The 15,028-nt window shown below is 59.6% G+C and carries 10 protein-coding genes, 2 tRNA genes and 3 rRNA genes; 9 read left to right on the forward strand and 6 right to left on the reverse strand.

Translation table 11 applies throughout. The features are described 5' to 3' along the window. Nucleotides 1-47: 47 nt before the first annotated feature. The gene (locus tag ACJA3S_RS09070; protein WP_406821572.1) at nt 48-980 is read right to left on the reverse strand and encodes a DMT family transporter; all 933 of its coding nucleotides are present in this window, start codon (nt 978-980) and stop codon (nt 48-50) included. 83 nt (nt 981-1,063) lie between these two features. On the opposite strand from ACJA3S_RS09070, the gene ACJA3S_RS09075 reads away from it, so the two are divergent. Then, nucleotides 1,064-1,627, forward strand: a complete 564-nt coding sequence (locus ACJA3S_RS09075; protein ID WP_406821573.1) for a helix-turn-helix domain-containing protein — start codon at nt 1,064-1,066, stop codon at nt 1,625-1,627. 140 nt (nt 1,628-1,767) lie between these two features. Here ACJA3S_RS09075 and ACJA3S_RS09080 read toward each other — a convergent pair whose 3' ends face one another. Next, nucleotides 1,768-2,316, reverse strand: a complete 549-nt coding sequence (locus ACJA3S_RS09080; RefSeq protein ID WP_406821574.1) for a cysteine hydrolase family protein — start codon at nt 2,314-2,316, stop codon at nt 1,768-1,770. Between the two features lie 82 nt (nt 2,317-2,398). On the opposite strand from ACJA3S_RS09080, the gene ACJA3S_RS09085 reads away from it, so the two are divergent. Further along, the gene (locus ACJA3S_RS09085) at nt 2,399-3,430 is read left to right on the forward strand and encodes a GlxA family transcriptional regulator (RefSeq protein ID WP_406821575.1); all 1,032 of its coding nucleotides are present in this window, start codon (nt 2,399-2,401) and stop codon (nt 3,428-3,430) included. Between the two features lie 59 nt (nt 3,431-3,489). Further along, entirely contained in the window at nt 3,490-3,870 is a 381-nt protein-coding gene (locus ACJA3S_RS09090) for an antibiotic biosynthesis monooxygenase (RefSeq protein ID WP_406821576.1), read from the forward strand. Here the strand turns inward: ACJA3S_RS09090 and ACJA3S_RS09095 are convergent. Both ACJA3S_RS09095 and ACJA3S_RS09100 read right to left on the reverse strand, forming a co-directional pair. Next, nucleotides 3,849-4,619: a S9 family peptidase gene (locus tag ACJA3S_RS09095; RefSeq protein ID WP_170029175.1), complete on the reverse strand. Its 771-nt coding sequence runs from the start codon at nt 4,617-4,619 to the stop codon at nt 3,849-3,851. The genes ACJA3S_RS09090 and ACJA3S_RS09095 overlap by 22 nt on opposite strands. Beyond that, nucleotides 4,603-5,715 (reverse strand): DUF3182 family protein, encoded by a 1,113-nt coding sequence (locus ACJA3S_RS09100; RefSeq protein ID WP_406821577.1) that lies wholly within the window; start codon nt 5,713-5,715, stop codon nt 4,603-4,605. The genes ACJA3S_RS09095 and ACJA3S_RS09100 overlap by 17 nt, the downstream gene beginning before the upstream one ends. A gap of 225 nt (nt 5,716-5,940) precedes the next feature. Here ACJA3S_RS09100 and ACJA3S_RS09105 point away from each other — a divergent pair, with 225 nt between their 5' ends. Next, the gene (locus tag ACJA3S_RS09105) at nt 5,941-7,749 is read left to right on the forward strand and encodes an aminopeptidase P family protein (protein ID WP_406821578.1); all 1,809 of its coding nucleotides are present in this window, start codon (nt 5,941-5,943) and stop codon (nt 7,747-7,749) included. A gap of 40 nt (nt 7,750-7,789) precedes the next feature. On the opposite strand, the gene ACJA3S_RS09110 is transcribed toward ACJA3S_RS09105, so the two are convergent. Beyond that, nucleotides 7,790-8,071 (reverse strand): hypothetical protein, encoded by a 282-nt coding sequence (locus ACJA3S_RS09110; RefSeq protein WP_170029178.1) that lies wholly within the window; start codon nt 8,069-8,071, stop codon nt 7,790-7,792. 190 nt (nt 8,072-8,261) lie between these two features. Continuing rightward, nucleotides 8,262-9,149: a threonine/homoserine exporter RhtA gene (rhtA, locus tag ACJA3S_RS09115; RefSeq protein ID WP_406821579.1), complete on the reverse strand. Its 888-nt coding sequence runs from the start codon at nt 9,147-9,149 to the stop codon at nt 8,262-8,264. Between the two features lie 597 nt (nt 9,150-9,746). Between rhtA and ACJA3S_RS09120 the strand changes: the two genes are divergently transcribed. From ACJA3S_RS09120 to rrf, 5 genes are all read left to right on the forward strand, one after another. Next, a 16S ribosomal RNA gene (locus ACJA3S_RS09120) occupies nt 9,747-11,283 on the forward strand. A 77-nt stretch (nt 11,284-11,360) separates the two neighbouring features. Further along, nucleotides 11,361-11,437, forward strand: a tRNA-Ile gene (locus ACJA3S_RS09125). A gap of 6 nt (nt 11,438-11,443) precedes the next feature. After that, nucleotides 11,444-11,519 (forward strand) — tRNA-Ala (locus ACJA3S_RS09130). Nucleotides 11,520-11,768: 249 nt separating this feature from the next. After that, nucleotides 11,769-14,660, forward strand: a 23S ribosomal RNA gene (locus ACJA3S_RS09135). Between the two features lie 134 nt (nt 14,661-14,794). Further along, nucleotides 14,795-14,910: ribosomal RNA gene (gene rrf, locus ACJA3S_RS09140) — 5S ribosomal RNA — on the forward strand. Together the 16S, 23S and 5S rRNA genes with 2 tRNA genes alongside form the textbook arrangement of a ribosomal RNA operon. The last annotated feature ends 118 nt before the right edge of the window (nt 14,911-15,028 follow it).

A 15,028-nucleotide genomic window follows, 5' to 3' on the forward strand; every position in this document is an offset into this window, starting at 1 on the left:
CAGTTTCTTACAAAGCATAGCCGCAGCTTTAGAGAAGAGGGGTGCCGCTAGCGTTCACTCTGTGCTTTCAGCGCTGGCTCGGTTTCGCCCGCGCGACGCACCTTGAGTTCGCTGACCACCACCGCGATCACGATCAGCAGGCCGCCGAGCAGTGCCACGCCTGGCAAGCGTTCGCCGGCGATGCGCCCGACGATCCCGGCCCACACGGGTTCGCCGGCATAGATCAACGTGGCGCGGGTGGGCGAGACCGATTTCTGGGCCCAGTTCATCGCCACCTGGATCACCGCGCTCATCGCGCCCAGGCCCAGCGCACTGGCCAGCAGCAGCCAGGAGAAATCGGCAATGCGCTCCTGGGTCGGCACGATCATCAGAAATGCCAGCAGCGAGGCGGTCGCCAGTTGCACCACGGTGACCCGGCGCACGTCGACCTGGCCGGCATAGCGGCTGATCAGGATGATTTCGCCGGCGATGGCCACCGCGCTGACCAGGGTCACCAGCTCGCCCTCGCTGAAATGCAGGCGGCCGCCTTCCGGGCCGGCCAACAGCATCAGGCCGATGAACGCCAGGCCGATACCGATGCTCGGCATCAGGCCTGGCCGGCGGCCCAGCACCAGCCATTGCAGCAGCGGCACGAACGGCACATACAGCGCGGTGATGAATGCCGATTGGCTGCTGCTGATGGTTTGCAGGCCCATGGTCTGCAGGCCGTAGCCAAGCATGATCGACACGCCGATCAGCATGCCGGCCTTGAGTTCGGTGAAGGTCAGCCCAGGCAGTGCCCGCGCCGATACCACGCCCACGAACAGTGCGGCGGCTGCGAAGCGCAGGCCGACGAAGAACATCGGCCCGCTGACGGCCATCACGTTATGCACCAGCAAAAAGGTGCCGCCCCACAACATGGTGATGAATACCAGCACCAGTTCGGCCTTGCTCAGGCGAAAGGTAACGGCGGAGGTCGGCTTGCTGCTGGGCTGGTTCATGGTCTTGCACACTCGGAAGGGGCGGCGCACAATCGCCGCAAAGTGGGCAGTATACTGCGCAATTCCGACCAGTGAGCACTATAGTGCACAAAGAATCTTCGCACCGGGCATCGGTGCTGCAACATGTAAGCCTCAATGTACGCAGCCTGCGCAACGCCGCAGGCATCAGCCAGACGGCACTTGCCGAGCGTTCCGGGGTCAGCCGGCGCATGCTGGTGGCGATCGAGGCGGGCGAAAAGAATGTCAGCCTGACGACCCTCGACCTGATTGCCGAAGCCCTCGGCGTGGCCTTCAGCACCCTGATCCAGGCTCCGGACCAGCGGGACCCGGGCCGTATCGAAGAGCTGGCCTGGGCGGGTGAGCATCCACAGAGCAGGGCGGTGCTGCTGGGCAGCAGCCCGGCAAGGCGCGAGGTGGAGCTGTGGGAGTGGACCCTGGCACCCGGCGAGTGCTATCGCAGCGAAGCCGATGCCGAAGGCTGGAGCGAGCAGATCTATGTCGCCGAAGGGCAACTGACACTGATCATCGAAGGGCGCGAGCACTGCCTGCAGCAAGGCCAGTTCCATGTGTTCGCCAGCAATTGTCGCTATGCCTACCGCAATGACGGGGCCGTGGCGGTGCGCTTTGTGCGCAATGTGGTGATCTGATCGAGAAGTCTTGCGGGTTCCCGGCCTCATCGCCGGCAGGCCAGTGCCCACCGGTCCACCTTCAGCTCAGCGCCAGTGGAGCACCTGTGGTAGCCGGCTTGCCAGCGATGAGGCCCGGAGGTACATCCCGAGGCTCGCGGTCAGTTTCCTATCAGTTCATCGGTCCTGACTACCTTGGCATAGGCAAACGCCAGCGCCGCCATTGCCGCGCCATGCACGTCCGCCGCCGGCACCTGCTTGCCATCGAACTCCAGGGGCAAGGTTGCACAGGCATCGTGCGCCACGGTCACGGCGTAGCCCAGGTCGGCCGCAGCGCGGGTGGCAGCGTCGATGCACATGTGGCTCATGCTGCCGACGATGGTCAAGGCTTCGACACCGTGCTGGTCCAGCGTATGCTTCAGGTCGGTGCCGAGGAAGGCATTGACCTTGTGCTTGAGCACCACCGGCTCGCCCGCTGCGGGCCGGACCTTGGCGTGGATGGCCGCCCCTTGCGAGCCCGGCGCGAAGAACGGCGCATCGGCACTCTCGAACTCATGCCGCACATGCACCACCAGGTCGCCCCGTTGGCGTGCCGCCGCCAGCAGGCGTGCGGCATTGTCGGCTGCCTGCTCGGCGCCATCGAGTGTCCATCTGCCGCCGGGGAAGTAATCGTTCTGGATGTCGATGATGATCAGCGCCTGCTTGCTCATGCTGCCTCCTGTGGCAGTAGTCGTTGGATGACGTTAGTTATAGGCTGTGGCCACTGACCTGAGGATTGGCGCAAACGACACTATGCGGGCAAAAACTGACAATGCCACCAGCCTGGATATCGGCCTGCTGCTGTACCCGGGCGCGCAGCGTGCTGCTGTGCATGGCCTGGCCGACCTGTTTCTGGTAGCCAACCGGGTAGCCGCCGAGCTGGGAGCCGTCGAGTTGCCGCGGCTACGCGTCAGCTTCTGGCAGGTCGACGACCTGGGGCAACTGCAACCTGCGCCCGAGAGCCCAGGTGCCGCCTTGCCTGATCTGCGCGTGCTGATCATACCGCCGAGCCTGGAGTCGGCACCGCAAGCTCAGTTGCTGGAGCGCCACGGTGCGCCGCTGCGCGAGCTGCATGGGCGCGGCACGGTGCTGGCCTCGGTGTGCATCGGTGTGTTCTTCATCGCTGCCAGCGGCCTGCTCGACGGGCGCCCGGCCTGTACCCACTGGAACTACGTGCAAGCGCTGGCCCAGCGTTTTCCCAGGATACGGGTCGAGGCCCAGCAGCCCTTGCTCGATGATGGCGACCTGATCACCTCGGCCGGCTTGATGGCCTGGACCGACCTGGGCCTGCGTTTGCTGGAGCGCTTCATGGGCGCGACCCTGGCAGGCGAAACCGCCCGCTACCTGGCAGTGCAGCCGGTGGCGACGCCGCTGCCTGGTGCCGTGTTCCGCCCGCGTCTGGAGCATGGCGACGAGGCGGTGCTGAAAGTCCAGCACTGGTTGCAGGGCAATGGCGGGCAGGATGCCGACCTGGCCAGCATGGCTGCTTGCGCGGGGCTGGAGGCCCGCACTTTCCTGCGCCGTTTTCGTGCTGCCACGGGGCTGCGGCCGACCGAATACTGCCAGCAAGTGAGGGTAGGGCGGGCGTGCCGCTTGCTGGAGTTTACCCGGCGCACTGTCGATCAGATCGCCTGGGGTGTCGGTTACCAGGACCCGGGCGCGTTTCGCAAGGTGTTTCAGCGCATAACCGGCCTGACCCCGAGTGATTATCGTCGGCGCTTTGCAGTCTCCGGCCAGGGCGAGTGCGGCGCATCCGCAGCGGAAAAACGCTTGACCTTGACTTAACTTGAGGTTTTACCCTGCCCGGCATCGCGCTGCATGCGTCCGTAGCAAGGAGACTGCTCATGATGGCAACACCCCAGGCCCTGTGGTTTACCCAGATGATCGAATATGAAGTGCCCGGCGTCCGCCAGCAGGCATTGGCCCAGGCGCTGGTGGCGCGCAGCGAAGAGCTGGCCACACGCTGTGAGGGGTTGCAGGGGGTCAGCATCCAGGCCAGTGACGATGGCAGCCGAGTGTTGCAGTACCTGCAATGGCAGTCGCGCCAGGCGTGGGCGGCGGCCGCTGCCTGTTTCGTCGAGGAGCCGTTTCTCGAACTGCTCGCCGAGCATCAGGCACGTGGCGTCAGGTTTGCCGCCTACCAGACCCTGCGCAGCCTGGTCCGTGGCGCCGATGGCGGCCTGCACTGCCAGCTGAGTGAAGCTCAGGCATACCAGGGCGCATAGTGCGGGTAACGGTCCAGCCGGGCGCCGATGACCATTTCGCTGATCCACGACGCCAGGATCGAGCTGTAGGCCTTCTGACAAGCTTCACTGGACAACGCGTGGTCGGCACCGTCGACGATGCGGTGCGTGAGCGAATGGGCGCTGACGAATGCCGAGCGGTAGCTCATCAGCGTACTGTGCGGCACATAGTCGTCCTGTTCGGACTCCACCAGCAGCACATCGCCAGCGAACTCGGCGCAGGCTGCCAGTGCACGGTTGTCCGCCGGCCCGAGCGGGCGCTGGCGGTAAGCGTTGAGGCGCTGCCGGTCCAGGGTCTGCTTGGGAATGTCCCATTCCTCGTCCCAATACATGGCAGGGACGCGCAGGGCCAGCCATTTGACTGGCCGCTCGCGGGTCAACAGCGTGGCCAGGTAGCCGCCATAGCTGCTGCCGATGATGGCGATGGCACTGCTGTCGACAGCGGGGTGGCTGACCAGGCGGTCGTAGGCCACCACCAGGTCCATCAGGTTCTGTTCGCGGGTAACGGTCAGACGTTGGCTTTCGGTCTTTTCGTGGCCGCGCAGGTCGAAGGTCATGCAGACGCAGCCCAGCCCGGTGATATGCCGGGCACGTGCGAGGTCGCGTTGCTGACTGCCGCCCCAGCCATGCACGAAGAGAATGCCCGGCATCTTGCTGCCAGGGCTGACCAGGGTGCCGACGATGCTGTCATCCTCGACCTGCAGTTCAACGGTTTCACTCTGAATGGTCATAGTCGCGAATCCCCGCAAATTTGCTGAGTTGTCCGAGTTCACTGTCGTTTCCTTGATAGAAGAGGGTGGCGTCAGTGGGCAATTCGGGGGTGCCGAATACTTCATGGGTGGAAGCCCGCACCCGTTGCAATGCCGGGTCGCCGGCAAAGGCTTGCAAGGCCAGCAGTTCGGCACTGCTGGCGCCGCCCAGCCGCCAGGATTGTTCGAGTACGCCGCTGCGCAAGTGGCCCTCGGCGGTGAAGCCGCGGGCGATGTCATAGTTGCGCCGCGAGGCGATGAAGCCCGGCAGGTGGCGCTCGGCTGCCTGCTCGTAGACGATTGCCTGGTTGATGGCCAGGCGCAGGTGATCTTCCAGTGGTAGCTGCAGCAGCGCGTCGTAGCCGCCGCGCACCACCACCAGATCGGAGCCGCCATAGACTTCGACGCCCTGGTGATCGCGGGTCAGGTACTGGATGCCGTGGTAGCTGCAGGTCTGGCCGGCGACGCGCACCTGGCCGACGCTGAAGGTCTGCACCTCGCTCAGGTCTTCTTCCAGCACCAGCCCCCACACTGCCAGTTCCTGGTCATCCATGCCGGCCAGCAGTGGCTCCAGCGCATCCAGCGTGGTGATGACCTGCTGCCCGCGGCCTGCACAAGCCAGCACGGGCTTGATCCGCAATGGGCCGTCCAGCAGCAGCAGCTGTGCGGCGGTGCGGGCGTCGGCCTTGCTGAACACCGTGTAGCCGCGCAACAGGGCGTCGCTGGCTTGCCGGGCGAAGGCATCGGTCCAGCCTGGAGGGAAACTGGCCCCCGCCGGTAACGGGTGGGAGATTGCCTTGGTCGCCATGTATGGATAGGCGACCAAGCCACCGAACAGGTCGTGCTCGCTGCGGATGCCCAGGCTGGCCTGGCGCTTGGGGTCGACCAAGGTTTCGGTGGGTAGATAGTAGTAGCCATCGGCGGCGCTCGGCGGTTGGCTGGGCTGCACGTGCGGGCAACCCAGCAGGCGCGCCAGGCCTTCGGCGAGCTTGAGATGCACGGCATGCTCGTGGTCAGGAGTGCGCACCCGCGTATCGAGCAGCACCACGCCGCTTTTAGGGGCGCTGGCATTGGGCATGGTCGTTTGCCTGTATGCAGTGAATATATCTGTGTGAAGCCGTTACTTTGGCGAAGTTCAGCGGAACTTGATCGATGGTCCCGGCCGCGCTGTAGGAAGTGTCCTGTTTGCGCAGGGCGTGGCGGGCAATGCATGCCGTGTGTCGGTCGCCACGATTGCAGGGCTTCGACGGCTGTTCCATTATCGGCACACTGGATCAACCGTGATGTAGCCGCAGGAGAGCGCATGAACGTTCAGACCACCCTTGGGCAAAGCGTGTCGCAGCGCCTGGCGCGCGTGCGCCAGGTCATGGCCGAAGAGGGCATCGATGCCTTGCTGGTACCCTCGGCCGACCCCCATCTTTCCGAATACCTGCCGGCCTACTGGCAGGGGCGCCGGTGGCTGTCTGGCTTCCATGGCTCGGTTGGCACCCTGGTGGTCACGGCCGACTTTGCCGGGTTATGGGTCGATAGCCGCTATTGGGAACAGGCGGAGCACGAGCTGGCAGGCACTGGCATCAAGTTGATGAAGCTGCTGTCGGGCAAGCCTGGCGCGCTGGAATGGCTGGGCGACAACGTCGAGCCCAATGGTAGCGTGGCCGTGGATGGTGCGGTCATGGCCCTGGCATCGGCACGCCAGCTGGGCGAGCGGCTGAAGCTGCGCGGGGCACGACTGGTGACAGACAAGGACCTGCTGGAGCAGGTCTGGGATGGGCGTCCGGCGTTGCCGGGCAACCCGGTTTACCAGCATTTGCCGCCCCAGGCTACGGTCAGCCGGGCGGAAAAACTCAAGCAGTTGCGCCAGAGCCTGCAGGCCAAGGGCGCCGACTGGCACTTCATCGCCACCTTGGACGACATCGCCTGGCTCTTCAACCTGCGCGGCAGCGACGTGTCCTACAACCCGGTGTTCATGGCGTTCGCCCTGATCAGCCAGGAGCAAGCCATCCTGTTCGTCGGCCAGGACAAGCTCGATGACCATCTGCGCCAGGTGCTGGCAGTGGATGGCATCGAGGTGCGTGACTACACCGAAGCCGGTAGCGCCCTCGGCACCCTGCCAGCCGGCAGCCGGTTGCAGATCGATCCCGCCCGGGTAACCTGTGGCCTGCTGGATAACCTGCCCGGCGGGGTTGAGCTGGTCGAGGGAATCAACCCCACCACCCTGAGCAAGGCGTGCAAAGGCGAAGACGACCTGATGCACATTCGCCAGGCGATGGAGCAGGACGGCGCGGCCCTGTGCGAATTCTTCGCCTGGTTCGAGGCCAACCTCGGTCAGGAAACCATCACCGAACTCACCATCGACGAGCGCCTGAGCGCTGCGCGAGCTCGTCGCCCGGGCTTCGTTTCGTTGAGTTTCGCGACCATTGCCGCCTTCAACGGCAACGGCGCCATGCCGCATTACCGCGCCACCGAACAGTCGCACGCGGTCATCGAGGGCGACGGCCTGCTGCTGATCGATTCGGGTGGGCAATACCTGGGCGGTACCACCGACATCACCCGCATGGTGCCGGTGGGCAACCCCAGCCCGCTGCAGAAGCAAGATTGCACACGCGTGCTCAAGGGCATGATTGCCTTGTCGCGCGCAAGCTTCCCACGTGGCGTGCTGTCGCCGTTGCTCGATGCCATTGCGCGGGCACCGATCTGGGCTGACCAGGTGGATTACGGCCATGGCACCGGGCATGGGGTGGGTTATTTCATGAACGTGCACGAAGGGCCGCAGGTGATTGCCTATCAGGCCGCGCCGACACCGCAGACCGCGATGCAGCCGGGCATGATCAGCTCGATCGAGCCAGGCACCTACCGCCCGGGGCAGTGGGGCGTGCGCATCGAGAACCTGGTCGTCACCCGTGAGGCCGGCACGAGCGCCTTCGGCGAGTTCCTCAACTTCGAAACCCTGACGCTGTGCCCGATCGACACCCGTTGCCTGTTGCCCGAGCTGCTGGCCAAGGACGAACTGGACTGGTTGAACCACTATCACGCCCAGGTGCGCGAGCGCCTGGCACCCTTGCTCAAGGGCGAGGCGCTGGCCTGGCTTGAGGCGCGCACCGCGCCGTTATGAGGCTGCAAATAAAAAGGGCAGCTTGCGAGCTGCCCTTTTTTTATTTGCAGATGACGATCATGCTGCGGCTGGTGTAACCCGCCGGGTTGATGCCGAACAGGTAGTCACCCGGTTCTTCATCGCTATCGCCCGAGCGCGCGATGACGCGATAGCCTCGCGTGCTGCAGGCGCTCGCAGCTTTGCTGTAGCAGTTGTCCCACGAGGAGGAAAGGCCGGAGCAATTGATATGCAGGCCCTTCTTGCCCCTTTTGACCTCGGTCTTGGCAGTGGCGGCACAACCAGCAATGGCCAAGATGGCCAGGATGAGAAAAATACGTTTCATTCCTGTCCTTAAATGCAGGGCGGATCAGCCGTCTGGCCCCGTCGTTATCGCTTTGATTCTTCCTGAAAATTCCCCAGCGTCCGTGTTCTGTCCAGTAGATAGCGTAGAGATGATGATTTTGTGACAGCTTAATCAGCGCGGCGGGCCGCCACAATCACTATTCCTGTCTCAAATGAAAATATTTCTCATGTCAGTCTGCGGCGACCGTCGGGCTGGGCTCCTTGCGCATGGACAAGGTGGTGCCGACCGAGGCAATGATGATCGCCAGAGTCGCCAGCCATTGGGTGAGCGTCAGCACTTCGCCGAGAAACAGCAGCCCGGACAGTGCGCCGAATGCCGGTTCGATGCTCATCAGGGTACCGAAGGTGCGCGCCGGGATACGTGTGAGCGCGACCATTTCCAGGCTGTAGGGCAGGGCGGTGGACAGAATCGCAACGCCCAGGGCCAGGGGGATCACGGCGGGTGTGAGCAATGTGCTGCCAGCGTGGGCGATACCGATGGGCGCGACGAACAGGGCAGCCACCACAACCCCCAGCGCGGCACTCTGAATGCCATGCTCGGCCCCGGCACGTTGCCCGAACAGGATGTACAGCGCCCAGCACACTCCGGCACCGAGGGCATAGGCGGCACCGACCGGGTCCAGAGCCTGCCCGCCATCACCAGCCGGTAGCAACAGCAGCAGGCCGGCGATGGCCAGGGCAATCCACAGGAAATCGATTGGCCGACGCGAGGACAAGATCGCCACGGCCAGTGGCCCGGTGAATTCCAGGGCCACGGCGATGCCGATCGGTACCGTGCGCAGCGCCATATAGAAGAGGAAGTTCATGCCGCCCAGGGCCATGCCATAGATGATCACGTTACGCAGGGTGTGGGCAGTCAGGCGCACACGCCAAGGGCGCAATATCAGCAGCATGATGATGCTGGCGAAGATCAGGCGCAGGGTGGTGGTGCCTTGGGCGCCGACGATGGGAAACATGCTTTTCGCCAGGGAAGCGCCGGACTGTATCGATGCCATGGCAATGAGCAGCAGGCCGATCGGAAAGAGGGTGGCGGCCAGGCTGCGAGGCTGGGTGTTCATTTCTGTACGGCGATCCTTGGCAGGTTGAGAATGCGCACTATAGTGCGCAACCGGGCTGAAAGGGAACAGCCAAGGCAGATAGCGGCGAACGCAGAGGATGGATTGGCCGAGACAGATGCAGGCGCTGCCAGCCATGCGCTGTGCGGAGCGCTCGATATCACCGGCACTGCAAGGGCTGTGGCGAGCACCGGGTGGCCCTGCAGAGTCATTTTGGAAAGATTGCAGATTATTGAAATTAAAGGTTGACCGCCTCGAATATCACCCTATAATGCGCCCCACTCCAGCGCGGTAGCGAAGCAAGGCAAGCCACCGCGTTGAGTCAAGTGTTTGAAGCTAAACGAGTTTCTCGCAAAAAACTTCAAAATAAACGCTTGACAGCAAATGAGGAAAGCGTAGAATGCGCGCCTCGGTTGGGACGAAACGCTCTTAGCCAAACGCTCTTTAACAAATCGAATCAAGCAATTCGTGTGGGTGCTTGTGAGTACGGACTGATAGTCACAAAGATTATCAGCATCACAAGTGGCCATGCGAGAAATCACATAGTCATTTGAGATTGCTGAGCCAAGTTTAGGGTTTCTTAAAAACCCAAGCAGTATTGAACTGAAGAGTTTGATCATGGCTCAGATTGAACGCTGGCGGCAGGCCTAACACATGCAAGTCGAGCGGATGACGGGAGCTTGCTCCTTGATTCAGCGGCGGACGGGTGAGTAATGCCTAGGAATCTGCCTGGTAGTGGGGGACAACGTTTCGAAAGGAACGCTAATACCGCATACGTCCTACGGGAGAAAGTGGGGGATCTTCGGACCTCACGCTATCAGATGAGCCTAGGTCGGATTAGCTAGTTGGTGAGGTAATGGCTCACCAAGGCGACGATCCGTAACTGGTCTGAGAGGATGATCAGTCACACTGGAACTGAGACACGGTCCAGACTCCTACGGGAGGCAGCAGTGGGGAATATTGGACAATGGGCGAAAGCCTGATCCAGCCATGCCGCGTGTGTGAAGAAGGTCTTCGGATTGTAAAGCACTTTAAGTTGGGAGGAAGGGCAGTAAGTTAATACCTTGCTGTTTTGACGTTACCGACAGAATAAGCACCGGCTAACTCTGTGCCAGCAGCCGCGGTAATACAGAGGGTGCAAGCGTTAATCGGAATTACTGGGCGTAAAGCGCGCGTAGGTGGTTCGTTAAGTTGGATGTGAAAGCCCCGGGCTCAACCTGGGAACTGCATCCAAAACTGGCGAGCTAGAGTACGGTAGAGGGTGGTGGAATTTCCTGTGTAGCGGTGAAATGCGTAGATATAGGAAGGAACACCAGTGGCGAAGGCGACCACCTGGACTGATACTGACACTGAGGTGCGAAAGCGTGGGGAGCAAACAGGATTAGATACCCTGGTAGTCCACGCCGTAAACGATGTCAACTAGCCGTTGGAATCCTTGAGATTTTAGTGGCGCAGCTAACGCATTAAGTTGACCGCCTGGGGAGTACGGCCGCAAGGTTAAAACTCAAATGAATTGACGGGGGCCCGCACAAGCGGTGGAGCATGTGGTTTAATTCGAAGCAACGCGAAGAACCTTACCAGGCCTTGACATGCAGAGAACTTTCCAGAGATGGATTGGTGCCTTCGGGAACTCTGACACAGGTGCTGCATGGCTGTCGTCAGCTCGTGTCGTGAGATGTTGGGTTAAGTCCCGTAACGAGCGCAACCCTTGTCCTTAGTTACCAGCACGTTATGGTGGGCACTCTAAGGAGACTGCCGGTGACAAACCGGAGGAAGGTGGGGATGACGTCAAGTCATCATGGCCCTTACGGCCTGGGCTACACACGTGCTACAATGGTCGGTACAGAGGGTTGCCAAGCCGCGAGGTGGAGCTAATCTCACAAAACCGATCGTAGTCCGGATCGCAGTCTGCAACTCGACTGCGTGAAGTCGGAATCGCTAGTAATCGCGAATCAGAATGTCGCGGTGAATACGTTCCCGGGCCTTGTACACACCGCCCGTCACACCATGGGAGTGGGTTGCACCAGAAGTAGCTAGTCTAACCTTCGGGGGGACGGTTACCACGGTGTGATTCATGACTGGGGTGAAGTCGTAACAAGGTAGCCGTAGGGGAACCTGCGGCTGGATCACCTCCTTAATCGACGACATCAGCCTGCTGATGAGCTCCCACACGAATTGCTTGATTCATGGTTGAAGACGATCAAGACCCTATATAGGTCTGTAGCTCAGTTGGTTAGAGCGCACCCCTGATAAGGGTGAGGTCGGCAGTTCAAATCTGCCCAGACCTACCAATATGCGGGGCCATAGCTCAGCTGGGAGAGCGCCTGCCTTGCACGCAGGAGGTCAGCGGTTCGATCCCGCTTGGCTCCACCACTTTCTGCTGTTGTGAGGTGTTGCACTTGATCAAACTCAGAAATGAGCATTCGTTTCGAATGTTGATTTCTGGCTTTTGTCAGATCGTTCTTTAAAAATTCGGATATGTGATAGATATAGACTGATGACCAGTTTCACTGCTGGTTAATCAGGCTAAGGTAAAATTTGTGAGTTCTGCTCGAAAGAGCAACATGCGAATTTTCGGCGAATGTCGTCTTCACAGTATAACCAGATTGCTTGGGGTTATATGGTCAAGTGAAGAAGCGCATACGGTGGATGCCTTGGCAGTCAGAGGCGATGAAAGACGTGGTAGCCTGCGATAAGCTTTGGGGAGTCGGCAAACAGACTGTGATCCAGAGATCTCTGAATGGGGGAACCCACTCAGCACAAGCTGAGTATCTTGTACTGAATACATAGGTGCAAGAGGCGAACCAGGGGAACTGAAACATCTAAGTACCCTGAGGAAAAGAAATCAACCGAGATTCCCTTAGTAGTGGCGAGCGAACGGGGACCAGCCCTTAAGTTGATTTGAGATTAGTGGAACGCTCTGGAAAGTGCGGCCATAGTGGGTGATAGCCCCGTACACGAAAATCTCTTGTCAATGAAATCGAGTAGGACGGAGCACGAGAAACTTTGTCTGAACATGGGGGGACCATCCTCCAAGGCTAAATACTACTGACTGACCGATAGTGAACCAGTACCGTGAGGGAAAGGCGAAAAGAACCCCGGAGAGGGGAGTGAAATAGAACCTGAAACCGTATGCGTACAAGCAGTGGGAGCCTACTTTGTTAGGTGACTGCGTACCTTTTGTATAATGGGTCAGCGACTTATATTCAGTGGCGAGCTTAACCGAATAGGGGAGGCGTAGCGAAAGCGAGTCTTAATAGGGCGTTTAGTCGCTGGGTATAGACCCGAAACCGGGCGATCTATCCATGGGCAGGTTGAAGGTTAGGTAACACTGACTGGAGGACCGAACCGACTACCGTTGAAAAGTTAGCGGATGACCTGTGGATCGGAGTGAAAGGCTAATCAAGCTCGGAGATAGCTGGTTCTCCTCGAAAGCTATTTAGGTAGCGCCTCATGTATCACTCCAGGGGGTAGAGCACTGTTTCGGCTAGGGGGTCATCCCGACTTACCAAACCGATGCAAACTCCGAATACCTGGAAGTGCCGAGCATGGGAGACACACGGCGGGTGCTAACGTCCGTCGTGAAAAGGGAAACAACCCAGACCGTCAGCTAAGGTCCCAAAGTCATGGTTAAGTGGGAAACGATGTGGGAAGGCTTAGACAGCTAGGAGGTTGGCTTAGAAGCAGCCACCCTTTAAAGAAAGCGTAATAGCTCACTAGTCGAGTCGGCCTGCGCGGAAGATGTAACGGGGCTCAAACCATGCACCGAAGCTACGGGTGTCATCTTTGATGACGCGGTAGAGGAGCGTTCTGTAAGCCTGTGAAGGTGAGTTGAGAAGCTTGCTGGAGGTATCAGAAGTGCGAATGCTGACATGAGTAACGACAATGCGAGTGAAAAACTCGCACGCCGAAAGACCAAGGTTTCCTGCGCAACGTTAATCGACGCAGGGTTAGTCGGTCCCTAAGGCGAGGCTGAAAAGCGTAGTCGATGGAAAACAGGTTAATATTCCTGTACTTCCAGTTATTGCGATGGAGGGACGGAGAAGGTTAGGCCAGCCTGGCGTTGGTTGTCCAGGTTTAAGGTGGTAGGCTGGAATCTTAGGCAAATCCGGGATTTCAAGGCCGAGAGCTGATGACGAGTTGCCTTTAGGCGACGAAGTGGTTGATACCATGCTTCCAAGAAAAGCTCCTAAGCTTCAGATAACTGGGAACCGTACCCCAAACCGACACAGGTGGTTAGGTAGAGAATACCAAGGCGCTTGAGAGAACTCGGGTGAAGGAACTAGGCAAAATGGCACCGTAACTTCGGGAGAAGGTGCGCCGGCGAGGGTGAAGGACTTGCTCCGTAAGCCCATGCCGGTCGAAGATACCAGGCCGCTGCGACTGTTTATTAAAAACACAGCACTCTGCAAACACGAAAGTGGACGTATAGGGTGTGACGCCTGCCCGGTGCCGGAAGGTTAATTGATGGGGTTAGCGCAAGCGAAGCTCTTGATCGAAGCCCCGGTAAACGGCGGCCGTAACTATAACGGTCCTAAGGTAGCGAAATTCCTTGTCGGGTAAGTTCCGACCTGCACGAATGGCGTAACGATGGCGGCGCTGTCTCCACCCGAGACTCAGTGAAATTGAAATCGCTGTGAAGATGCAGTGTATCCGCGGCTAGACGGAAAGACCCCGTGAACCTTTACTATAGCTTTGCACTGGACTTTGAATTTGCTTGTGTAGGATAGGTGGGAGGCTTTGAAGTGGGGACGCCAGTTCTCATGGAGCCATCCTTGAAATACCACCCTGGCAACTTTGAGGTTCTAACTCAGGTCCGTTATCCGGATCGAGGACAGTGTATGGTGGGTAGTTTGACTGGGGCGGTCTCCTCCCAAAGAGTAACGGAGGAGTACGAAGGTGCGCTCAGACCGGTCGGAAATCGGTCGTAGAGTATAAAGGCAAAAGCGCGCTTGACTGCGAGACAAACACGTCGAGCAGGTACGAAAGTAGGTCTTAGTGATCCGGTGGTTCTGTATGGAAGGGCCATCGCTCAACGGATAAAAGGTACTCCGGGGATAACAGGCTGATACCGCCCAAGAGTTCATATCGACGGCGGTGTTTGGCACCTCGATGTCGGCTCATCACATCCTGGGGCTGAAGCCGGTCCCAAGGGTATGGCTGTTCGCCATTTAAAGTGGTACGCGAGCTGGGTTTAGAACGTCGTGAGACAGTTCGGTCCCTATCTGCCGTGGACGTTTGAGATTTGAGAGGGGCTGCTCCTAGTACGAGAGGACCGGAGTGGACGAACCTCTGGTGTTCCGGTTGTCACGCCAGTGGCATTGCCGGGTAGCTATGTTCGGAAGAGATAACCGCTGAAAGCATCTAAGCGGGAAACTTGCCTCAAGATGAGATCTCACTGGAACCTTGAGTTCCCTGAAGGGCCGTCGAAGACTACGACGTTGATAGGTTGGGTGTGTAAGCGCTGTGAGGCGTTGAGCTAACCAATACTAATTGCCCGTGAGGCTTGACCATATAACACCCAAGCAATTTGCTGACGCAGATTGCGGTGGTGAAGATGATACGAACCGAAAGTTCGCAACGAACCACGAACATCACATATCCGAATTCGCTGGAGTGTCTACCAAGACCTTCTGGCAACAGAATTTCTTGACGACCATAGAGCATTGGAACCACCTGATCCCATCCCGAACTCAGCAGTGAAACGATGCATCGCCGATGGTAGTGTGGGGCTTCCCCATGTGAGAGTAGGTCATCGTCAAGATTCATTTCGCAAAACCCCTATCTGCACATGCAGGTAGGGGTTTTGTCTTTGCGCCGGCAAAAAAAGCGCGCTCCCTGTAGGCGCGGCCTTGCGTCGCGATCGGCCGCACAGCGGCCGC

The sequence above is a fragment of the Pseudomonas sp. KnCO4 genome, assembly GCF_045344305.1.
GTDB lineage: Bacteria > Pseudomonadota > Gammaproteobacteria > Pseudomonadales > Pseudomonadaceae > Aquipseudomonas > Aquipseudomonas anuradhapurensis.